Origin of the sequence: Bacillus tuaregi (genome assembly GCF_900104575.1) — a bacterium.
GTDB classification, from domain to species: domain Bacteria; phylum Bacillota; class Bacilli; order Bacillales; family Cytobacillaceae; genus Bacillus_BD; species Bacillus_BD tuaregi.
This window is the reverse complement of record NZ_LT629731.1, coordinates 1,314,105-1,335,855: the sequence shown is the minus strand read 5'-3', so window position 1 is coordinate 1,335,855 and position 21,751 is coordinate 1,314,105. Positions and strand designations below refer to the sequence as shown.

Annotated in this window: 21 protein-coding genes; 5 read left to right on the top strand and 16 right to left on the bottom strand. The window is 39.1% G+C overall.

The window, feature by feature from the left end:
- Positions 1-11: 11 nt before the first annotated feature.
- The 9 genes from BQ5321_RS08625 to BQ5321_RS08585 form a co-directional block, all read right to left on the bottom strand.
- A complete protein-coding gene (locus BQ5321_RS08625; protein WP_071394111.1) occupies positions 12-308 on the bottom strand; it encodes an MmoB/DmpM family protein in 297 nt (98 codons plus the stop codon).
- A gap of 18 nt (positions 309-326) precedes the next feature.
- The gene (locus tag BQ5321_RS08620) at positions 327-1,448 is read right to left on the bottom strand and encodes a ferritin family protein (protein WP_071394110.1); all 1,122 of its coding nucleotides are present in this window, start codon (positions 1,446-1,448) and stop codon (positions 327-329) included.
- Positions 1,449-1,840: 392 nt separating this feature from the next.
- Positions 1,841-4,009, bottom strand: a complete 2,169-nt coding sequence (locus BQ5321_RS08615) for an MASE3 domain-containing protein (protein WP_139187773.1) — start codon at positions 4,007-4,009, stop codon at positions 1,841-1,843.
- Positions 4,010-4,652: 643 nt separating this feature from the next.
- The gene (locus BQ5321_RS08610; RefSeq protein ID WP_071394108.1) at positions 4,653-5,213 is read right to left on the bottom strand and encodes a DNA-3-methyladenine glycosylase I; all 561 of its coding nucleotides are present in this window, start codon (positions 5,211-5,213) and stop codon (positions 4,653-4,655) included.
- An 88-nt stretch (positions 5,214-5,301) separates the two neighbouring features.
- The gene (locus BQ5321_RS08605) at positions 5,302-6,393 is read right to left on the bottom strand and encodes a tartrate dehydrogenase (protein WP_071394107.1); all 1,092 of its coding nucleotides are present in this window, start codon (positions 6,391-6,393) and stop codon (positions 5,302-5,304) included.
- Between the two features lie 181 nt (positions 6,394-6,574).
- Entirely contained in the window at positions 6,575-6,976 is a 402-nt protein-coding gene (locus BQ5321_RS08600; RefSeq protein WP_071394106.1) for a carboxymuconolactone decarboxylase family protein, read from the bottom strand.
- A 16-nt stretch (positions 6,977-6,992) separates the two neighbouring features.
- Entirely contained in the window at positions 6,993-8,684 is a 1,692-nt protein-coding gene (locus tag BQ5321_RS08595; protein ID WP_234978372.1) for a thiamine pyrophosphate-binding protein, read from the bottom strand.
- Positions 8,685-8,720: 36 nt separating this feature from the next.
- The gene (locus tag BQ5321_RS08590) at positions 8,721-10,961 is read right to left on the bottom strand and encodes an EAL domain-containing protein (RefSeq protein WP_071394105.1); all 2,241 of its coding nucleotides are present in this window, start codon (positions 10,959-10,961) and stop codon (positions 8,721-8,723) included.
- Between the two features lie 211 nt (positions 10,962-11,172).
- Positions 11,173-11,523, bottom strand: coding sequence for a hypothetical protein (locus tag BQ5321_RS08585; RefSeq protein WP_071394104.1), 351 nt, complete (start codon positions 11,521-11,523; stop codon positions 11,173-11,175).
- 160 nt (positions 11,524-11,683) lie between these two features.
- Here BQ5321_RS08585 and BQ5321_RS08580 point away from each other — a divergent pair, with 160 nt between their 5' ends.
- Both BQ5321_RS08580 and BQ5321_RS08575 read left to right on the top strand, forming a co-directional pair.
- Positions 11,684-12,490, top strand: a complete 807-nt coding sequence (locus tag BQ5321_RS08580) for a histidinol-phosphatase (RefSeq protein ID WP_071396827.1) — start codon at positions 11,684-11,686, stop codon at positions 12,488-12,490.
- Positions 12,491-12,734: 244 nt separating this feature from the next.
- Positions 12,735-13,355, top strand: a complete 621-nt coding sequence (locus tag BQ5321_RS08575; protein ID WP_071394103.1) for an RraA family protein — start codon at positions 12,735-12,737, stop codon at positions 13,353-13,355.
- A gap of 266 nt (positions 13,356-13,621) precedes the next feature.
- Here the strand turns inward: BQ5321_RS08575 and yppF are convergent, their stop codons facing one another.
- Positions 13,622-13,801: a YppF family protein gene (gene yppF / locus BQ5321_RS08570; RefSeq protein ID WP_071394102.1), complete on the bottom strand. Its 180-nt coding sequence runs from the start codon at positions 13,799-13,801 to the stop codon at positions 13,622-13,624.
- A 215-nt stretch (positions 13,802-14,016) separates the two neighbouring features.
- A complete protein-coding gene (yhfH, locus tag BQ5321_RS23710; RefSeq protein WP_084786698.1) occupies positions 14,017-14,151 on the bottom strand; it encodes a protein YhfH in 135 nt (44 codons plus the stop codon).
- 221 nt (positions 14,152-14,372) lie between these two features.
- On the opposite strand from yhfH (BQ5321_RS23710), the gene BQ5321_RS08565 reads away from it, so the two are divergent.
- Positions 14,373-15,110 carry a CsxC family protein gene (locus tag BQ5321_RS08565; protein ID WP_071394101.1) on the top strand — a complete coding sequence of 246 codons (738 nt, stop codon included), beginning with the start codon at positions 14,373-14,375 and terminating at the stop codon, positions 15,108-15,110.
- Between the two features lie 321 nt (positions 15,111-15,431).
- Positions 15,432-16,127: a hypothetical protein gene (locus BQ5321_RS08560; RefSeq protein WP_071394100.1), complete on the top strand. Its 696-nt coding sequence runs from the start codon at positions 15,432-15,434 to the stop codon at positions 16,125-16,127.
- A 67-nt stretch (positions 16,128-16,194) separates the two neighbouring features.
- Here BQ5321_RS08560 and BQ5321_RS08555 read toward each other — a convergent pair whose 3' ends face one another.
- Together BQ5321_RS08555 and yhfH (BQ5321_RS23705) are read right to left on the bottom strand one after the other, a co-directional pair.
- Positions 16,195-16,869, bottom strand: coding sequence for a hypothetical protein (locus tag BQ5321_RS08555; protein ID WP_071394099.1), 675 nt, complete (start codon positions 16,867-16,869; stop codon positions 16,195-16,197).
- Positions 16,870-17,301: 432 nt separating this feature from the next.
- Positions 17,302-17,436 carry a protein YhfH gene (gene yhfH / locus BQ5321_RS23705; RefSeq protein WP_084786697.1) on the bottom strand — a complete coding sequence of 45 codons (135 nt, stop codon included), beginning with the start codon at positions 17,434-17,436 and terminating at the stop codon, positions 17,302-17,304.
- Between the two features lie 555 nt (positions 17,437-17,991).
- Here yhfH (BQ5321_RS23705) and BQ5321_RS08545 point away from each other — a divergent pair.
- Positions 17,992-18,789, top strand: coding sequence for a Cof-type HAD-IIB family hydrolase (locus BQ5321_RS08545; RefSeq protein ID WP_071394097.1), 798 nt, complete (start codon positions 17,992-17,994; stop codon positions 18,787-18,789).
- Positions 18,790-18,883: 94 nt separating this feature from the next.
- Here BQ5321_RS08545 and tatA read toward each other — a convergent pair whose 3' ends face one another.
- From tatA to treC, 3 genes are all read right to left on the bottom strand, one after another.
- Positions 18,884-19,096: a twin-arginine translocase TatA/TatE family subunit gene (gene tatA, locus BQ5321_RS08540; RefSeq protein ID WP_071394096.1), complete on the bottom strand. Its 213-nt coding sequence runs from the start codon at positions 19,094-19,096 to the stop codon at positions 18,884-18,886.
- Between the two features lie 144 nt (positions 19,097-19,240).
- Positions 19,241-19,954 carry a trehalose operon repressor gene (treR, locus tag BQ5321_RS08535; RefSeq protein WP_071394095.1) on the bottom strand — a complete coding sequence of 238 codons (714 nt, stop codon included), beginning with the start codon at positions 19,952-19,954 and terminating at the stop codon, positions 19,241-19,243.
- Positions 19,955-19,969: 15 nt separating this feature from the next.
- A complete protein-coding gene (treC, locus tag BQ5321_RS08530) occupies positions 19,970-21,652 on the bottom strand; it encodes an alpha,alpha-phosphotrehalase (protein ID WP_071394094.1) in 1,683 nt (560 codons plus the stop codon).
- Between the last annotated feature and the right edge of the window lie 99 nt (positions 21,653-21,751).

Sequence of the window (21,751 nt, the reverse complement as noted above, 5' to 3'; positions counted from 1 at the left end):
ATGATCCCTCCTTATTCTGAATCTTCCCACTCAATGATTAACTGTTCTTCATCCCAATCTGTAATGAATCCGAAAGCTGAAGACATAACAAGATGTACTTGATCCATTTCAAAATCTGCACCTAAATGCTCTTCAACACTTTCTCTTTTCAAAACCATTTTCCCTGGAGCTTTTACCTTTTTATATACGTGAAAATCCTCGACAATGACGCCCTCATTATCTTCCTCAATCGCTGCGATAATGGCCGTTACAATGCTGCCTCCGCTTGTATCTAAATCCATGCCGACATAGGCTTGTTTGACTGTCATAGCTATCGTCCCCTTCTATTAACTAAGTGCTATTTCGTATTGTTTAAATGGAAGCTTATATTTTTTATAGATTGGGATAATATTTTCTTCCTCAATCTTTTTCAGTGCTTCTGGAAGATTAATCTCAATACCATACTTTTCAAATAACGGAGCTAAGGCCAGCACTGCTTCAAAGGCCTTTGGATACCATTTTTCTACCCATTCCTGAATGATTTCTACATTTGATAAGGTTTCCTCTGGCGTTTCTCTTGGATCGCTTAACACTTTACCCCAACGGTAATCGCCGCCCCAATCTTCATAGCCAAGTGCCTTCAAATAATCCCAACGGCTTTCAGCTGTATCCTGTGCTAAAAGCTTAAATAAAGAGAATGCCCAATCCCGATGCCAATCTAACTGCTTACCAATCACAAGGTTCATCACGGCTAGATGCGTATCTCCATGCTTCATCGCTTCTTTACTAAACTCACGGTACATCAGGTTCCCGAGCAAAAGATCCAAGGTTAAGTTCTCAGCAACTAAAACCTCCGCCCAATCGTCCGTTACCAGAATTTCTTCCACATAACGACGCAGCGGCTGATAGGCTGGATCGTTCAAAAGAACTTCCTTACCATGTGCTAGAAAATCGCCATGATGCTCCTGCATATTCATTGCCCATTGAGAAATCCATTGGGCTCTACCTGTTTTGTCATACGCCTGATAGGTTGCACACTGCTCAATCGCAGAACCTAGTGCATAACGAATGACATGCTGCATTTGGACATTCTCGCCATATTCTAAGTGACGAAGCGGTGTATAGATATCTCTTACTGCATCCACCCACTCCGCGGAAAGGTTTTCAACAATCCCAAGCTCGTTCGTCTGATTGAAGGCGTTTTCAATTTCTTCAGCTAATTTTTTGCGGTTATTGACGTAGGTTGTATACCAAAATTTCTTTGGATCACGGAAGGCCTCCCAATCGGAAGATTTCAAGCGTGTATAACGTGGATCATAGATGTCGTAATCCCTTTCATCGAAAATATGACGGTAATGCATATGAACATACGGCTGCTGTTTAACTGTCACATCTTCATATTCATTTTTCGTTTTATAGTCCCAGGCTGTATCTCGGATGGTCTTTTTGAATGCTGGTTTTTCTGTCATTTCTACTCCTCCTTTTTAAATGGCAGATTTTTTGATTTCCATGCATGTGATAACTTGGATCAATTTATGTGTAGTTAACTATATGTTCTTTATTTTGTAAGCGTATTCTAATTTTAAAATAGTTAGAAAAATCAGTATACGGATGATGTTGCCCAATTTTTTTCTAGTTTTGGTACGAATCATACTAATTTTAAATGTTGTCACTGTTAAAACAGTTGAAATACATCGGTTTTAAGTAGCATAAAATCTTTTCACTTTTTCCATTTATGAATTGTTACTACTCATTGCAGTAGGTGGCTAGCTCTTGTTAGAGGATAAAAAAGGAACGGAAGCTCTATACACAAACTGACAGAGCTTCCGTCCCTTCACATTTTTATTCGATTATTTTACTCCTATAGACTAGAAGACGGTACTTCAACAGCTTGAAGCGGTAATTCTACCGTCACAATAGTTCCTTTATCAAGATTACTTGAAAAGGCAATGGTTCCTTTATGGGCCTCAATGATACGGTAGCTTATCATTAACCCTAACCCTGTCCCTTTTTCCTTTAATGTATAAAAAGGTTCACAGAGCTTTGGAATGATTTCTTTTGGAATTCCTACACCTGTATCCTTTATTGAAATGTCAATCGTTTGTTGATTTGATTCCTTTATTTCAACGGTCAGACTTCCACCATTAGGCATTGCCTCGAAAGCGTTTTTGATGATATTAATAAATACTTGTTTTAACTGGTTTTCATCGCATTGCACATATGGCTCAGTCTCAATAAACAATTTATTCATCGTTACATTTTGCAACAACGCCTGTGGTTCCATAAAGGATAGAACTTGATTCATAATATCCTTGATGTTATGTGTTTTATATTCTATCGCCTGGGGCTTTGCAATCACCATAAATTCATTTGTAATCATTTCAATTCGATTCAATTCTGACGACATAAGCTCTAGCATGGGCAGACGATTATCGTCAACCTCCATCTTAAGCAGCTGGGTAAAGCCCTTCAAGGTCGTCAGCGGATTTCGTATTTCATGTGCAACACCTGCAGCCATTTCACCAACCACCGCAAGCTTTTCTGATTTCCTTAGTAGCTCTTCCGTCTTTTTTAATTGTGTAATGTCAACAATTGATCCGACAACTTCTACTACTTGTGCCGCTTTAATAATTGGTTTTAATGAAACGGCTAAGGAGATATGATCCCATTCCAATTCAAAGCTTACATCACGACCGTCCCATGCGATTTGGTAATGGTAAAGAAGCTGATCGAACGCTTCATGTCCGGTTGGATAGCTGAAGCGATGGCCTATCATTTGCACCGGAGCACCCCATAATTTGTAATATAACTCTCCGTCAAAAAGGGTGTGAATAAAGGAAGCATCTACTTTATGATATTTAAAAATAATCCCTTGCTGCTGGCGAATCGTATCGGTTAATTCTTGCTTGGCAGCGTGAAGATTACACTCATACTCTTTTTGCTCTGTAATATCCCGAATGATTGCAGAAATATTACCTGTATGTGTCCCTTGAATATTTGACAATGAGATCATAAGGTATATGGTATCCCCATTTTCTCGTTGCTGTTTGATTTCAAAATCATTAATATTGGAGCCATTTAGAGCTTGCTCCAATACATCTGACAGGTCATCCCCATGATTCATAATCGATCGGAAATCCTGCCCAATCACATCGGATTCTTTTACACCGATGATTTTTTCAAACCCCTTGTTTGCACGGAGTATAGATCCTTGATTATCAAGGATGAGCAAGCCTTCCGGTGTATTCTCAAAAAAGGATTCCAGTAACCCTTGCGTCGTATTTAAATCCTCCTCCATTTTTTCCTTTTTTAGAAAGGTTAACTGAAGCTTGGAAGAATAGAAGCCAATAAAAATATACATATTCCCTAGAACCTTTAAAAAGTGGACTAAAAAATTATAATATCCTTGGCTGCCGCCATAAACTAATGTTAATAAATTAAGAGACAATAGGAAGAATATCCCCATAATCAAATAAATATAAATGTAATCCTTCGTTTTCTTCCTAATTTTAATGATGAGAAGGATTGATAATGTATAAATAAAACAAATCGTAAGGTAAATCGTAACCCTTAATAAGGTAGATTCCCCATTATTAGAAATCATCGGTAGATAGTCTTCAAATAAGAAAATAATCGATGCTGATACCAACAAAATACATATGGTTGCTAAAATATACCCATACTTCTTGATTAATTTTTCTTCTTTATCATTAAGCATAAAGATGACTAAAAGAAAAATACCAGCTGACTGTGTGATTCTTACTAAAATTTCGAACCACCCAGTTTTTATTTCAGAGCTTTCGGTAATAAAAGTAGGCATCCCCGGAAATGTAATCATATGCAATAAGCCAAATGTACCGATTGAGAAAAAAATAATCGGAAGCCAAAGGGATGTTTTGGTTTGTATATAAGGATAAGCATACCATCCATATAGGAAAATCGAGTACGCGACAAAAATGCCGAATATTTCGAAAACAGAATGGATAATGATACGACTTTCTGATATAAAAATAGATTCAATATAGGGCATTAAAAAAAAGGAAAGAATTAGCAAAAGTATAGAAAATTGAACTACTCACCACTTAATTCTTACGAATTTGAAGTGGGAGATTCCTGCGAAGACCAGTGCATCCACTAGTTATTGAGCAGGCTCAACCCGTCGTCCCGACGGTGATTGCTTTATTATCTTGTACGTTGTGCTCGCCACACGCCCTGCTTTGCTTGTTTTTCGCTGCTTCGGTACGTGTGGGGACGATTAGAACGTTGAAGATTTTACGTGACAGACGCTTTTCCTGTCACAACCTCATATCTTCAGTTTTCAAAGAACAACTTACAAGTATAATATAGCACATTTGTTCGAATTATTCAATAACTTTGGCTAACGCCAACCGACATTCATCTCCCCCTTATTTCTGGGCTTACAGCCCTACACAAAATTGAAGAGGGAGTCTTCTGTCGGAAAATGATAAAAGGACGCGAAGGTTTTCTTATTCTGATAAGCATAATCCATTAAAAAATCAATCCACCTCTAGTATGTCTAAAAAATTTAGTTGTCCATGTTACTTCGACAAAAGCTTCAACAATCCTTCCTAATACCGCAAAAAAAGAAAGGTGCCAGGCAACATCCATAAATTGGAACCATTTCATGTATGCCTGACACTTAACCCCTCTACTTATTGATTACTTGGATGGCAAAAGCAATCGAGTGTGTGATCGTTGTACATTCCGACTGCCTGCATATAGGAGTAACAGATGGTGCTACCGACAAATTTAAAGCCGTCTTTCTTCAACTGCTTACTCATTCTGTCACTAACCTCGTTTGTCGTTGGAACCTCATCCATCGTTTTCCAATGATTCACAATCGGTTGATGATTGACAAAGCTCCAAATATAGTCAGAAAATGAACCATATTCCTCCTGAATTTTTAGAAACGCTTTCGCATTCGTTACAACGCTTTGAATTTTTAACTTATTTCGCACGATTCCCTTATCTTCCCTTAATGAGGCTAATTTTTCATCACTATATTGGACAATTTTTTTCGCATCAAAATAATCAAAGGCTTTCCGGTAATTTTCCCTTTTTTGTAGAATGGTCCACCAACTCAGCCCGGCCTGTGCCCCTTCAAGACATAGCTTTTCAAATAATTGCTGATCATCGTATTTCGGGACTCCCCATTCTTCATCGTGGTACTGAATATATAACGGCTCCTTTGTTACCCACGCACACCTTTTCATTAACAACTATCCTTCCTTTATAAGAGTAGCTATAGAGTAGGGAAAAACGATACGAAATTGAGTTTCCTTCATATAAAAATCTATAGCTTTAACTTTTTGTTTTCTGGGCGTTTAGAATTTCCTCTAAATAGTTTACCACATGATTCCCAACCTGCTCCGTTGTGGCCGTACCACCCATATCAGATGTCAATACTTTTCCGTCAAGCAATACCTTTTCTATCGCCTGGAGGATGTTTTCACCGTAGTTTTCATAGCCGAAAAAGTCCATCATTTGGCTTGCTGACCAAATAGCTGCAAGCGGATTGGCTATTCCTTGCCCAGCAATATCTGGTGCAGAACCATGAATCGGTTCGAACATCGATGGGTATTTGCGCTCCGGATTAATATTTGCACCTGCTGCCAAACCGATTCCACCTGCAATCGCTGCCCCTAAATCGGTCAAAATATCTCCAAATAAATTCGAGGTCACAACTACTTCAAATCGTTTTGGATCCTTGATCATGAGCATCGCTGCTGCGTCAACAAGATAAGAAGCTGTCTCTACATCCTGGTACTCCCTGCTGACTTCCTCAAACACTTGGTCCCAGAAGACCATCGAATAATTCAAGGCATTGCCTTTACTAATACTTGTCAATGTTTTGCCTTCTTTTCTCGCTGTTTCAAAGGCATAGCGAATGATCCGTTCCGTTCCTTTACGGGAAAAAACACCATTTTGCAGAACGACTTCATTTTCCTGTCCCTTAAACAGCCAATCACCAGCACCAGCGTATTCCCCTTCACTATTCTCCCTAATAAATAGCATGTTGACATCCTCACGGCTTATATCCTTTAAAGGGCACGGCGCCGCTTCTAGTAAACGGATAGGTCTTATATTGACGTATTGGTCAAAGTCCTTTCTAATCTTTAACAGTAAATCCCATAATGAGATATGATCCGGAACACCCGGATACCCGACTGCCCCTAAATATATCGCATTGAATTCTTTTAATTTATCCATTCCATTCTCATCCATCATGACACCATGCTTTGAGTAATATTCACAGCCCCATGGAAACTCATTAAATTCAAATTGAAAGCCTGAATCCAGCTCAGCTATTCTATTAAGGATTTTCATTCCTTCTGAAATCACTTCAGGTCCAATTCCGTCACCCGGAATGACAGCAATTTTCAATGTTTTCATCTTTATTCTCCTCTTCATGTAATAATTAGGCTTACACAAACTTCCCACCTTATTCTCTCGTTTATTCTATCAATTCTGAAAATATATTCAACATGACAGCAAAACAAAAGCAGGTGGTTGATTCTATTGCCCAATTACCGACAGAACCAACCACCTGCTATATAATCAACATGAGAATATATCATTCACTTATTTCAAATTCCAGCCCCTTATCCTTTAATACCTCCTGTACAACTCGTAAGGAGGATAAGGCACGGGGAAACCCAACGTATGCCGTGCATTGGATAATGATTTCTAATATTTCGTTTGGTGTTAACCCCACGTGTAATGCTGTCATGGTATGAGCATGCAGCTGTTCATGGGCCCCTTGCGTGATGAGCGATGTTAGCGTTACAATCGCTCTTTGCTTTTTCTCCAAACCGGGACGGGCATAAATATCAGAATAACCCGATATAACTAAGTCAGCGATATCAGGATGCAGCTGCTGCAAATGTTCGATAATGTCTGAGCCGCTCGCCCCCATCATTTCCATCATCGTTTTACGCCCGTGATCATACCGTTCACCCTTGTTTTTTTCTTTCATTCGGACATCCCTTTCTTTAACCGCGCTTCATTGTTGGTGGTATTTCCTCTGGATCGACCATAATTTCTACAACCGTTGGTCCATCATTTTGCAGTGCAGCATCCATTGCCTGTTGAATTTCCTCTACAGTGTGACAGCGAAATCCATGTGCTCCAAGTGAAGCCGCAAATAATGCCCCATTTACTGGCACTTCATAGGTGGTCCCAACCGCTTTTCCTAAATGGGCAGCCATTCCTTTATTCACCATATCCAATCTCCCATTATTTAACACAACAAAGATAACATCTAAATGATAGTTTACTGCTGTTGAAATTTCCGTCCCATGCATTAATAAGCAGCCATCACCTGTTAAGCAAACAATGGGCAGTTCGGGACAAGCGGCCTTCGCTCCAACTGCATAGCCGATTCCGTGTCCCATAGCACCAAAGTAGCTGTCAAAAATAAAGCTTCCAGGCTGATAGATTTCCAAATCACGAATGGCAAAAAATGAATGACTTCCGCAATCACTGATGACCAATGACTCCCTTGGTATTCTCGATTGAAACGTCTTTACAGCCAGTCCTGCTGAAAGAACAGGCTTTTCATAGTATTGTTGCTGATTGATCTGTAGTCTATTAATCCATAAAGCTTTTCTTACTACCCGACCATCTGATGTTTCTAATATTTTTTTTATATTTGCCTTCAAATCTCCTAGAACCGGAATCGTTGGTACTGGAATACTTTTTCCAAGAAAAGTAACATCTAAATCGAACTGGACTATTTTTTCCGGATACATGTCTTCCGTCATACCGGCAAGACTCATATCAGATAACCGGGTCCCGACTACTACCATAAGGTCTACACCCTGCTGCAAATAAAGGTCAGCCTCAATGGCCCCGCCAAGCCCGAAGCCTCCAAGCGACAATGGATGTGTTGTCATAAATGCTCCTTTCCCACTAGGTGTGGTCATAACAGGCATATTCCAACGCTCGGCAAACTGCTGAACTTCCTCATAGGCAGCAGCAGAATGAACCCCTTTTCCAAGAAACAAAACAGGCTTTTGGGCTTTGTTCAACACATGAATAACTTCATCTATATTGGAGGAGACCATAGGCTGGACAAAATCTCGGGAAGGAATTTCAAAAGGCTCGATTTCTTCCATCAACACATCTAACGGGATATTTAAATGGACCGGACCCTTTATCCCTGTAAAGGCTTGTTCAATGGCATGTCGAAAATAGCCTGGAAACAAATCACCTCGATCCACCGAGCGGCTAAATTTCGTCACCGACTCGAATAAACGAACAATATCCGTTCCAAAGCTTGATGCATCCTGTCCAAGAGCTCTTCCTGTTGCTAGACAAGAAGCATGACCGGTGATAAATAATACCGGTGCATTCGATGCCTTCGCCTGGGCAGCAGATGTAATCATATTAGTCCCACCTGGTCCTGACGTACCGAGCGCTACACCTATCGTATGAGAAGCAAGAGCAAATCCGGCCGCTTCATATCCGGCCCCGCCTTCAAATTTACTTAACACAAACAAAAGTCCTTGGCGGTCCATTTCAGCAATTAAAGGAGTTACAGCCTTTCCCGGGACGCCAAATATATGGGTAGCACCTAATTCTTTCAAGTGTGAAGAAAGCGCAGAGGCAACTGTCACAGGCTTTGTTTTATCCTTTAGTAGCACTCCCTCCATTTGATCCCTCATCTTAGCTGCAATAACCATCCTTCAAACCACCTTATTTTCATGATTAGCCATCCATTAATTACCTTGTAAAAATTCCTGTTCTAATTTCTCAGCTGAAAGAGGTTTACTAAAGAAATAACCCTGGAATTCATCGCAATTCTTTTCTGTTAAAAACTCTAGCTGTTTTACAGATTCCACCCCTTCAGCGATGACCCTCAGCCCTAAATTATGTGCCATCACAATAATCGTTTCTACAATGCTGGCATCGCTAACACTATTCGTGATGTTCTGAACAAATGACCGGTCAATTTTTAAACGGTCAAGAGAAAAACGTGTTAAGTAATTTAATGAGCTATATCCTGTACCAAAGTCATCAATTGAAATTTGTACTCCTAACCTGCACAATTCTTCTAGGATATGAATCGAGTGGTTCACATCCATCATCATGCTTTCAGTTATTTCAATATCAAGATATTCTGGCTCCAGTCCCGTCTCATTCAAAATTTGACTGATGTCATTGACCAAGCCATGTTGTGAAAACTGCTTGCCAGATAGGTTGACAGAGACTATAATTGGCGGATATCCTGTCGTCTGCCAACGTTTATTCTGCTTACAAGCCTCTCTTAATACCCATTCCCCTAATGGGATAATAATGCCCGTTTCCTCGCTTAATGGGATAAATTCAGTTGGCGACACGAACCCCAGCTGAGGATGGTTCCATCTTACCAATGCCTCCACACCTAGGAGACGACCGTTCTTAGCATCCATCTGTGGCTGGTATTCCAAATATAACTCATTCTTCTCAATCGCCTTTCGCAATGCATTTTCCATGAATAATCGTTTATGGGAATTGGTATACATTTTATGTTCAAAAATTTGAAAATTATTTCCGCCCTTTGCCTTCGCCTGGTACATAGCACTATCTGCACAAATCATCAAGCTATCAAACTCTTTACCGTTATCTGGGAAAATAGCAATTCCCAGACTGGCAGAAATGTGTATATCAAACCCACTGACCATGAATGGTTGATCGAAACAGGATAGGATCCTCTCTGCATGTGACTGGATCGACTCAGAATTCTCCTTTTCCGGCAAAATAAAAATAAACTCATCTCCACCCATGCGGGCCACTAAATCCCGCTCCGTTACTAAGCATTCTTTCAGTCGGTGGGATACCTGCTGCAATAGAATGTCCCCTTCACTATGGCCGAAGGTGTCGTTCACATATTTGAACCGGTCAAGATCGATGAAAACGATTGCTAGCTTTTCACCCGAATCATGGGCAAGCTTGATTTCTTTCAGATATTGATGCTTAAACAAACGACGATTTGCCAAACCGGTTAATTCATCATGATGTGCCATATATTGAATTTTTTGTTCCGTTTCAAATCTTTCCGTTATATCACGAAACTGTCCTAGGGCACCTATCAGGTTCTCCTTTTGATCATAAATCGGCAAAGCATCAAACAGACAGACAATATTTTTATTGGTTTCCATATCAATGAAGCTTAATTGAATGTCTTCAAATTTCTTTTCCTCTTTTAACACTTGATCGATATAGCTGTTTATATTTGTAAGGAGGCTTATTGACTTCCCGATAACATCCTTTTTACGACTCTTTATTATTTTTTCAGCGATAAGATTATATTCAAGAACGATGCCATTTGTATCTGTTGCCACAACTCCATTGCGTGTTGTATCAATGAGAATATGATTCAACACCTCTAATCGGCCATTCTGCTTCCGCAGCTGTAATTCACGCTCAATCGAATCCACCATGGTTTGAAGCATCGCTAAGAAAAACGGATGATTATATTCGATCGAGGTCATAATAGAAATCGTACCGAGCAAAGTGCCCTGTTCCTGATAGGTAAATGGAACAGAATAGCAAGCAGCTTGATAAAAATAATGATGATAATGCTCATCTCCAATAATTTCAATGGGCCTTCGATATTTTAAGGCCAGATTGACAACATTGGTTCCGGACATTTCTTCAATAAACTGTACTCCAACTCTAAAGCCGGAATTATTCATGATTTCTCTGATTGATTGATCCCCGTCTATCTGTAGAATCACACCTTCATCATTGCTGACAGAAATTAATAACGGGATGCCCTTCCCTTTAATGGAATCTAAGAACTGGTCCATGAAAAAGCGGGCAACAGATAATATTTCCTCATAGCTTTTCAGTTTTTCTTCAAGCACATAATCAGGTATACATTTGGATTTCGGAATCACTGTCGGATCAAGACCAGACTGCTTACATAACTGTTTAGAGGCACGAACAATCGAGGTTTTGTCTACAATTTGAAGCATTCGATCCTTCCTTTTCTACTAAATTATCACAATTAATATAACATACTTCGATAAAAAACGACATTTTTGCTATTTATATATATATCTATTTTACAATAACCGATTAACTAACACACTGGGAAAAACCGGTGAAAACGAAAGGTGCCAAGCATCCAGCCTTATTAAAGAATAAATGAATAGAAATAAGCATGAGGCTGTAGCACCTCATGCATTAAATATTGGTAAACGAACGGCAGATGGAGCGTAAGGTATAAAGCCTGGCAGTGAAAATAAACAAATCCTGGGAATTTTGATCGATATAGTCTCCGATTATATGGAGTGCTTTTCTAAAGCGATTAACCAATAACCTTGTGTATTTTTCATCATAAATAAACCGATTTATGCGTGATAATTCATCGGCGATGATTTGAAATTGAAATTCATCCACTAATGATTTTAGTCTATATAACTTTTCTGGATTGGAAAGATAGCTGTTATTATTTTGATAGCTTTTCCGAACGAAAAGAGAAAAACCCTCTATATTCACGGCCAACAGTTTTGCCTTTTCTCTGTCGAAGTCCACTTTCCACCACCTCAGTAAATTGTATGAACATTTTCATAAACTATGATTAGAGGTTAAAATGAGGGGAACAAAGTAGCAAATCGACGGTTCATTTACTTCATGTAAAGGCAAAATATAATGAAATCGCATGTAAAGGATGAGGTATATGTTGGATTCAGATTTGAAATTTGATTTTCACACCCATCATGACCGGTGTGGTCATGCCAGGGGAAGTATTCGTGATTATATTGAAGCAGCACTTGATTGCGGGCTTTCGATGATTGGTATTGCAGACCATTCTCCTTATTTTGGAATGGAGGAAGACCAGCCCTATCCACATATCACGATGGCAAAAAGTGAATTCCCTCATTACATAAAAGAAGTACAGCAGCTAAAAAAGGAGTATGAAGGAAAAATTGACGTATTGCTTGGCATTGAAGCAGACTTTTTCCCGGAAAGTGTTGACATCTATCGCCGTTGCTTTCAGCCCTATCCGTTTGATTACATTATCGGCTCGGTTCATCATGTGGATGGTGAAAGTATCTTTCATAAAACCCGTTGGGAGGGTCTTTCAGCTGAGCAGAAAGTAAAAACAAAAAATGCCTATTACGATTTGATTGAAAAATCAGCCAGGAGCGGAATGTATGAAATTCTTGGCCATATTGATGCCATGAAAGGCTTTTATCCTGCTTTTTCCACCATCCAAACCAACGCAGTCGATAAAACCCTGCAGATTATCGCAGAGCAGGATGTTGCCATCGAGGTGAATACCTCAGGAAAAACAAAGGACGTTGGAGGCTGGTACCCTTCCTATGAGATACTAGAGAGAGCGCTTTATTTTGGGGTAAAGGTTACCTTCGGGTCCGATGCACATGATCCTGAAAGAGTTGGTGATGATTTTGAGTTAGTTAGACAAAAGCTTAAAGAAATCGGCTTTCAGGATTGGTGTTATTTTAAAGAAAAGAAAAGGTATTCTGTCTCATTATAAAAAAGGACTGCTAAAGGCGGTGGAGTTGATAACTGCTTCGATCATCACCACCGCTTATAGGTCATTCGACTGAAACCTGAATTCTCAAATATACTCCTATTCAATCTGGCGTATCCTTCAACTCCTGTACTAAACTTAGATTCATAGAGTAACTGAACCATACTCATCCATCCTTGTGCTGTCATAACTTCAACTAGCCTAGCTTATACATAATAAAATCAACGACTAAAAAGGAGGAAGTCTCATGACGTCACTGGAAGAACGTTTTCTTGGTTTACCTACTACCGCTATTTCTGATGCACTAAAAGGATTTAACCATATGAACACAGCGATAAAACCGTTAAAGGAAGCCTACAAAGTTGCCGGAAGAGCCTTTACAGTTAATATTCCTGCCGGAGATAATACGGGTATTTTACGCGGCATACGGGATGCCAAGCCAGGCGATGTGCTGGTAGTGGATGGTAAAGGCTATACGGAGCGAGCAGTTGCCGGTGATTTTGTCATTAGCTTAGCCCAGGTGATGGGACTGCAGGGAATCATTATAGATGGAGCGATTCGTGATATTCAGGGCATTAAAGACCTCGATTTTCCTGTCTTCTGCCGTGCTTCCACTATTTCAGCGAGTGCAAAAGCAGCACCAGGTGAATTGCAGGTTCCCATATCCTGCGGTGGGGTCAGCGTTAACCCTGGTGACATGATTGTTGGAGATGCAGATGGAGTGATTGTTGTACCCGCCAGAAAAGAAACGGAAATCCTTCAAGCAGCGATTGACAAAATAAAAAAAGACCAATCACGACAAGAAAAATATACAGGAAGCAAAGAGTCTGCTTTACAATATTTACAATCTGTAATTGGAGAAAGGTAAGCGCTTTATGATACTTGTCCTTCGCTATCATTCCGTTTAAAAAGCTGATAAAAAATTATTTCATTTTATATTCACATTTGACTATCTTTGCATACTCTATATTGGGTATTAGTCAATAATAAACCAGCATTTGGACCGCATTTTACATGCGGTTATTTTTTTGAAGCGCATATGCAGATGTCTTTCAACTATTATCCGAATAGATACAAGAGGATGATTCTATCACTCCCGTTGGAAGGAACAGAATCATCCTCTGATCATTTTTATTAGAAACTTGGTTTTACTGCGTTTTGTTTGTCTAATTCAAAATATAGGTTTTTGTATTCCTTTATGGATAATTCGCCATAAAGATAATTTTTTTGGACATAATCAAGTAGTTCATTTACATGTGATGGGTTACGTTCTCTTTCTAATTTAAAGCGGTTAATTAATCCTTCTAGTAACATAGTAATCCCACTCTTTCATTTACATTTTTTTACTTACGATTATCGACAAATTTATTATAACATGTGATTTAAATTACACTTATTTTTATAAAATTCAAACTACCGACATTTTTCTACAAAAACAAAACAAAAGATACGGTGCCAGCCACCACAAATAGACAATATCGAGTACTTTGTCTTTTTGTGGTGCCTGGCACCTTAAGGTTATTTTTCTATTATTCTTCTTTCTTTGATAAGCAGTAGTCACATTCCATTAGGAAGGATTCAACCTGCTCATCAATGATTTGACCACATTCCGCACATACCTTTTTCGGCAATTGTTTTACCTGATCAACTGTACTACGCATCATGATAACCTCTCCTTTTTTATAATACAGATTCAAACGTTCTTCGTTTGTTATAGTACAGTATATGTAACTCCCGTAAAATGATGATTATTTTTTATTAAAAAGTTACTAGCCTTCTGACTCAAAATTTTCTTTCGTTTCTTTCTTGTCCCTGGGCGTTTACCTATACATGGTTAAATGCCCAGCATAGAATACATTATTCTGTTCCCAGTAGGAGGATTAACATGTCAGATAATAAAAAACAGAAGCATGATGATTATGGACAAAAGCATTATCGTCCACAAATAACACTTGGGAAGGTACTCACAAAGGTACCGGTTGTGTTAGCAGAGCCTAGCTTACAGGTTCACACTATTCATAAAACATGTTTTCCAGAGGATGTACTTGAAATTAAAGATGTGAAAAAAACACTGATTCTTACCCAATGCAGACTATTACTACCCACAAATAAATTATTTATTAAAGGCTATGTGCGAAAAAACATCCAGTATGCCGCATTGACAGAGCTAAATCCAGGTGTAACAACCGTTTCAAGTGATTTACATTCACATACCGAGCATATTCCTTTCGATCTTATTACTGAGATTAATGATTTCATCACTAAGCCCATCATGCCAAAAAGAAACGACCGTCATGAATTTGATTTTCTCGTCTCAAGTCCATTACCTTCTGGTTATCCAGAAAAAGATGAGATGCTATCAAGCGACCTTTCTCAATTCCATCAAGCTAGTTCAGAATATTATAATGAACTGCCCTATTGTGAATTGGTTTCTAGCAAAATCATTGAATGGGTAGAAGCAGTGGACAGATGTCCTCTAGATGCAGCTGAATTTTTTAATGAAGGAACCTTTAAAGAAACCGAGGATAAACTGGTCATTGATTTCACCATTAAAATCCTCCAAAATCAACAGATGTATGTATCTTCAACAACCAATGACGATGAATATGATTGTGAATATTGATGAAAAATAGGCTTACAAAATCATAGTATTGTCAGAACCAGATATTCCTCATTATGTATAAAGTAGTTCTACACACTTACATCAACTCTTAACTCCCATACCGATACATTGCATTTTACATGTGAGGGATGGTCAACCTACCATCTCCCTCACAAACCATTGTTTCGGCATGATTCTATCAGGAGCAGAGCCCCGATATTAAAGCTCGTTATTTTTTTGGATAGTTAAACATTGAGGAGGTCTGTCTTTTAGGCATTCTCCTATACATAGTCTTTTGTACCGCATAAAATACCTATTATTTGCCCCAATAGGAGGTATAAAATGTCCAGAGATTACCTAAATAATGAGGATAATGAGGAATTTGATTTTTTCTGCGAAGAAAAGGAGCCAGTTCAAGAACACAAAAAACCTAGTAGAAGCACTGAAACAACCGCAGCGATGGTGCTTGCTCTCGTTCCCTTAGATGTGGATTTATCATTTCGGTCTGTTTTCCCAAACCCTGTCCTGGAAATTGCCGAGGTGAAGAATCAGGTCGTCATCACTAAGTGCCGTCTCCTGCTGCCGACTGACCAATTATTATTCAATGGCTACATTCGACGACATATTTCTTACCATGATGGCTTGAATATGTACTCACTTATTGAGCACGTTCCATTCGAAAGGTTCTTACAGCTGACCAGCTATTTAACAGAGCCTGTCCAACCGAAAAAAAACATCCTTCACATTAGTGATGAATTTACTTCACAGCCATTGCCGAATAGTAGTATTAACACAGAAGAATGGCAGTCTCATCATCCTACCCATATCCAGCAATATTCCACTCTCTATTCTAATGAACAGCCAAGCTGCGAAATCATTCAAAGTTCGATTACCGAAACCAATGTCCCGACTGACAAAGGACTCAATCGCCAATCAACCATTTTCAGCACAGAAGACCTTTTCACTGAAACCGAAACTCTTATGGCCATCAGACTCGCCGTTCGAGTGATCCAAAACCAAACCTACTCAATATCATAAGATAAGGGGCGTTTCTTGTTACCTAACAAGGAACCCCCCATTACGATAGGTTGAACATACATTTCCGTTAATAGGAATCCATCGGACTCAATGAATCCATATGACTGGCAATCATCGCAATAATCGTACTAGCTTCTTCTTTGCTAAAAATGAAGTTGGTTTCGTCCTTTAGCAAATCGTTGTCCTCTGTCCATATACGGTTAACCCGGCGTAACACACCATCTCCCGTCTCCTGAACAATCCCAAACTGGTAGCTAACCTCCACTTCATTTTCCAAATAATAAGCAGTTACTTCTGGTGTCTCCCATTCTACATCCACTTCTTCTAAGATCATATCTGAATCAACCGCTTCTTCCGCAAATTCTATTACATGGTCATTTTCGCCATATTCGATATCCTCATGAAATATATCCTCTTCCACATCAACGTCTTCATCCATATATAGATGAAAGCTCTCATGTACAGCATCCACTATATCCTCAATGTCCGCTAGGACCACTTTACTTTCATAGCCAAGCTCAGGATCAAAGGATTCGAGATAGAATTCCTCATTCCTCGCGTCAAAATAAATGGTACAAAAATAATCTCTATCCATCTCTCCGTTTTCGATGAAAAAATCAATTCTCGGATGCTTTGCTCCACGCTCTATAGACATTCCGCCATTTTCATCATATTTGCTGCAGATGGAATCAAGACTATCCTGCAACTCTCCGCACACTCGGTCAAACCATTCCAAATTCATACCCGTCTCCCCTTTCATTACCAATACAAGCTTAGTATGACCCTTGAGGAGGATTCCTTTCTCTTTATCGAGTAGTTAATTATTGGCAGCAAGGAAATGATTTAAGTCCAAAAAGATTGGTGAAATCTACGAATTAAAATAAGGTTTGACGGACAAAAAAAAAAACCTTCATAAGAATCAAATTCGCCCGTCGAATTTGCGTCCGGATTTTTATCGAGCTCGCTTGATAAACTACCTTTAAAAAATCCGTGACATCCGCCGGAGGCTTAACTTCATTCAGCCGGGGTTTGTACCCCCACTGAATCGAAGAACCATTTACATTCATCCCCACTTATAGTAGTGGAGGACTTCTGTACCTGTCGCAAGCTTTCGGTACAAAAAGCATTTGCTGAATGAAGTTAAATCCTACAAAGAGTTCGTTATTCATGATTTCTATTCGTCACGCTTGGCTAAACAATGATCACATTCCATTAAATAGGACTCAGCCTGCTCTTCAATAACCTGCCCGCACTCCGCACATTCCTTTTGCGGTAATTGTTTAAAAAATTCAACTGGATTTTGTAACATCTTAGCTCGCCTCCATTTTGTATTACTACAAATTATTTAATTTAACCCTTGTTATGATACAGTATATGTATTTATCCTTGTACTATGTACATTTGTATGAAAAAAGCGCAAGAAATTTTCACTTATTCTTATTGGTCTTTCTACAAAAGAAAAGCAGTTTTCAACATCTGTTTGTCTTCAATAAAAAACGCGATGCAATGAATCGAGAACATGCATCGCGTTAACGCAGATAATCTGTTTTTTATTTTCTAAAAATCCCTACCAGTTGCCCCTGGTGATTTGTCCGTGTTTTCCTGTGTGTTATAAGCATTCTTATTGCCAGCTCGACTTCTTGCTCCACCATACTCACTTTTGTGCTGACTCTGTATCTTCCTAAACTTCTCAAAGTTGTAATTAACCATCATAACCCCTCTTCCATTCGTAAAATGTCTTACCGTTTTAGAATTTACGTCAGAAGAAAACTTATTCACAAATACCAATCAAGGTTCTACATGGTTTTTTCTTCCCTCAATATTTGCTATAGTAAGGTGACACAATTAGAAAGGAAGCAACAAGATGAAATGTTTCTCGATTGATTTAGACGGTACATTATTAGATTCAAAGCATATGTTATCAGATGAAAATTATCAGGTGCTGCAAGACCTAAAAAAGCAGGGTCACCATGTGATTATTAATACGGGTCGGGCCGTTGAGGATGTCTTAAAAATAGATGCCATCCAAGGACTTGAGACGCCCATTATCAGTATTAATGGCAACATCATCTACACTGAAAAAAGGGAAACCCTATTTGAAGCAGCCTTGCCCACCGCAACCTATAAGGAATTGTTTCCTATTTTACAAAATTTAGGACTATGGATTATGGTCTATACCAATCAGGGAGGCTTTCCATGCCGAAATCCGGATATTCAGGATAAACGACCAGAAGAAATTGCACCGATTTTCCAGGATTATGATTATGAGAAAATTTTAGAAAAACAAGGTCTAAAAATCTATAAGGTGATGGCTGTAACGCGACCTGAAGAGCTTGAAAAAATCGATCAGGCTAAAAAAGCAATTGAAGGAAATTTAGAGATTTCCTACGCGTCCTCCTTTCCAAATAACGTAGAGTTTACCTCTGTGGAAGCCAATAAAGGAAGTGCACTCCTTCGCTACCAGCAATTAACGAAGCAGTCCTTTAGTGAAATATATGCATTTGGAGATGGCGGCAATGATGTTTCCCAATTCAAGGTCGCAACAACCTCCATTGCCATGGGGAATGCCCCTGCTGCTGTCCAGCAGGAAGCAGACATCATTACCAAAACAAACAATGAAAACGGATTTGCTTACGCAGTCAAACAATTAATCAAGCTCTGATCATTCATTGGATTGCTTGGTTCTCCGCAAACACTTGGAGCAGCCAAACCCGTCCTTTATCCATTTAGAACAAAAAAGAGATGCGAGAATTATCTCACACCTCTTTTTTGTCTTCTTTTTTATCTTCTTTCTTGTCCTCATCTAGTTCATCTACTACTTCACTCGATAATGCACGAGCTGACTTTTTAAATTCGCCTAGAGTTTGACCGACAGCTCGGCCTAATTCAGGAAGCTTCTTTGGTCCGAAAATGATAAGCGCCAAGACAATAATTAATATTAATCCTGGAATACCAATATTATTAAGCATCTAGAAGTCCTCCTTTATCTGTAATTAGATATTATATTACTATTATAAAACTTTATATATCATTTGTTATCAAAAAACAAAAACCTTCATACAACCTTCACAAAGATGCCCATTTTCATGAAACAAATAACTTACCACCTGCTTCTAATGTGCTCTTCTTGCAAAGTCAACAAAGCGGAATTTATCGGGTCTATGTCTTGATTCGGTATATTGAAAGAGACTGGCATCGTCCAGATAGACATAATTTTTTATAATAACAATCGAGTGAAAACCATCAAAATCGAGTAATCGCTTGTCTTCTTCGGACGGGTCTTCGACAATGATTTCTTTTTTCGCAAAGCTTATGGATAACCCTAGCTCTTTTTCCAGATATTCGTAGATTGAGGTTTCACAAACCTCCTTCGTAAGCTCTGGAACATATTTCTTATTCAAATAATCCTTATCAAGAATAACCTTTTCCCCGCCCAATTCTCTCACACGGAAAACCCGCCAAACCTGATCCTTGCTCGACAGGTTTAGCTGCTTTTGAATATAGGTTTCAGGCTTCACAAGTGACAGCTCCTCAACAAATGTACGGGGCTTCTCCCCCATTTTATCGGCGAGCTCCTTAAAGCTTGTCAAGCCGGAAACCGGAAAATCGATTTTCGTGCTTTTTATGACAATCGAGCCCTTCCCACGGACCTTTTGAATATAACCGTTCTGTGACAGTAAATTTAAGGCCTTACGAATGGTTTCCCGAGACGTATTGTAACGATCACATAGCTCATGCTCAGATGGTAAAAGGGAATGAGTCGGAAAATCTCCTTTATCAATTTGTCTAGCGATTTCATTATGGATCATTAAATACTTATTTGTCATAGTCAAAACCTCGGTTTACTTTTTTAGATAAAAAACAACAGACTCATATGGTCTTAAAATGAATTGTTGCAGACTTTTGGAGGCATCATCATAGTTAGATAGGAGAACCCTGCTGTTGAAGCCCGTAATATCAATATGATCCGGCAGCTGGAATTCTACTTCATTTTCATAAAAATTATTCACAACCAAGAGCTTCTCATCACTATTTGTTCTCACATAAGCAAAAATAGCATCATGGTCCTCTAATAGCAACTGATAATTTCCTTCTGTAACAATATCGTAATCTTTCCGCAACTGTATGAGCTTTTGATAATGGTAAAAAATAGAGTTCTGGTCAGCCAGTGCTGTTTCTGCATTAATCTCCTTGTAATTTGCTGCGGGCTGTATCCAAGGATTTCCAGTGGTAAAGCCGGCATTCTCACTGTCATTCCACTGAACGGGTGTTCGTGAATTATCACGGGACTTTTGCTTTAAGATATCGAGCACTTCTTTCTCTGATATTCCTTTTTCCAGCAGAATTTTATACATATTTAACGATTCTACATCACGATAATCATCAATACTGTTGAAGTTAGGGTTTGTCATGCCAAACTCCTCACCCTGATAAATATAAGGCGTCCCCTGCATCATATGAATCGCAGTGCCCAGCATTTTCGCCGACTCACGATGATATTTCCCATCATTTCCGAACCGTGACACCACACGGGGCTGATCGTGATTACACCAAAACAAGGCATTCCAGCCACCGCCCCTGTTCATCTCCACCTGCCATTGAGATAGAATTTGCTTTAACTGTAGAAAGTCAAAATCGGCCTTTGTCCATTTCTCCCCATTTGGATAATCTACTTTTAAATGATGGAAGCTGAAGGTCATATCGAGCTCCTGACGATTGGGATTTGTATACTTGATACAATTATCAATCGAAGTTGAGGACATTTCACCGACCGTCATCATGTCATACTTAGAAAACACCGCTTGATTCATTTCATGGAGATAGTCATGGATTTTAGGACCATCTGTGTAATACTTACGTCCATCTCCTGGTGGCGTTGAACCGTCATCATCTAGAAAACGCTGATCCTTCGAAATCAGGTTTATAACATCAAGGCGAAAGCCGTCAACCCCCTTATCAAGCCAAAACTTCATCATCTCATAGACCTCTGTACGAACCTGTTCATTTTCCCAATTTAAATCCGCCTGTGTTACATCAAACAGATGTAGAAAATACTGGCCTGTTGCTTCATCATATTGCCAGGCATTGCCACCAAATTTAGATTCCCAATTGGTCGGCGGCTCGCCGTTTTTTCCATCCTTCCAAATATAATAATCCCGGTATGGGCTATTCTTAGAGGATTTTGATTCAATAAACCATTGATGCTCAGTTGAGGTATGATTCACGACAATATCCATAATAATTTTAATATGGCGCTTATGCGCCTCCGATAAAAGAAGCTCAAAATCCTCCATCGTTCCGTATGGTTCATAGATACGAAAGTAATCACTAATGTCATAACCATTATCACGCTGTGGTGACTGGTAAACCGGTGTTAACCACAACACATCCACTCCAAGCTTTGCCAAATAATCGAGCTTATCAATGATGCCCCTTATATCACCTAGACCATTTCCTGTCGTATCATTGAAGCTTTTCGGGTAAATTTGATAGACGACCGCTTTTCTCCACCAAGGCTGACTCATATTCTAACACCAATCCTTTTATATATTATTTTCATTATTTTTAGCTTGCTGATTTTCCCTATTACTAAACAGAATAGTAGGAAAAAGAGGAACAACTTA

Coding starts and splice junctions, on each gene's coding strand:
- BQ5321_RS08610 (WP_071394108.1), bottom strand. CDS start 5,213: ATGAAAAGGTGTGCGTGGGTAACAAAGGAGCCGTTATATATTCAGTAC.
- BQ5321_RS08545 (WP_071394097.1), top strand. CDS start 17,992: ATGAAATGTTTCTCGATTGATTTAGACGGTACATTATTAGATTCAAAG.
- BQ5321_RS08565 (WP_071394101.1), top strand. CDS start 14,373: ATGTCAGATAATAAAAAACAGAAGCATGATGATTATGGACAAAAGCAT.
- BQ5321_RS08595 (WP_234978372.1), bottom strand. CDS start 8,684: ATGGTTATTGCAGCTAAGATGAGGGATCAAATGGAGGGAGTGCTACTA.
- yppF (WP_071394102.1), bottom strand. CDS start 13,801: ATGTTACTAGAAGGATTAATTAACCGCTTTAAATTAGAAAGAGAACGT.
- yhfH (WP_084786697.1), bottom strand. CDS start 17,436: ATGTTACAAAATCCAGTTGAATTTTTTAAACAATTACCGCAAAAGGAA.
- BQ5321_RS08575 (WP_071394103.1), top strand. CDS start 12,735: ATGACGTCACTGGAAGAACGTTTTCTTGGTTTACCTACTACCGCTATT.
- BQ5321_RS08625 (WP_071394111.1), bottom strand. CDS start 308: ATGACAGTCAAACAAGCCTATGTCGGCATGGATTTAGATACAAGCGGA.
- treR (WP_071394095.1), bottom strand. CDS start 19,954: ATGACAAATAAGTATTTAATGATCCATAATGAAATCGCTAGACAAATT.
- BQ5321_RS08620 (WP_071394110.1), bottom strand. CDS start 1,448: ATGACAGAAAAACCAGCATTCAAAAAGACCATCCGAGATACAGCCTGG.
- BQ5321_RS08605 (WP_071394107.1), bottom strand. CDS start 6,393: ATGAAAACATTGAAAATTGCTGTCATTCCGGGTGACGGAATTGGACCT.
- yhfH (WP_084786698.1), bottom strand. CDS start 14,151: ATGATGCGTAGTACAGTTGATCAGGTAAAACAATTGCCGAAAAAGGTA.
- tatA (WP_071394096.1), bottom strand. CDS start 19,096: ATGCTTAATAATATTGGTATTCCAGGATTAATATTAATTATTGTCTTG.
- treC (WP_071394094.1), bottom strand. CDS start 21,652: ATGAGTCAGCCTTGGTGGAGAAAAGCGGTCGTCTATCAAATTTACCCG.
- BQ5321_RS08555 (WP_071394099.1), bottom strand. CDS start 16,869: ATGAATTTGGAATGGTTTGACCGAGTGTGCGGAGAGTTGCAGGATAGT.
- BQ5321_RS08600 (WP_071394106.1), bottom strand. CDS start 6,976: ATGAAAGAAAAAAACAAGGGTGAACGGTATGATCACGGGCGTAAAACG.
- BQ5321_RS08560 (WP_071394100.1), top strand. CDS start 15,432: ATGTCCAGAGATTACCTAAATAATGAGGATAATGAGGAATTTGATTTT.
- BQ5321_RS08615 (WP_139187773.1), bottom strand. CDS start 4,009: ATGCCCTATATTGAATCTATTTTTATATCAGAAAGTCGTATCATTATC.
- BQ5321_RS08590 (WP_071394105.1), bottom strand. CDS start 10,961: ATGCTTCAAATTGTAGACAAAACCTCGATTGTTCGTGCCTCTAAACAG.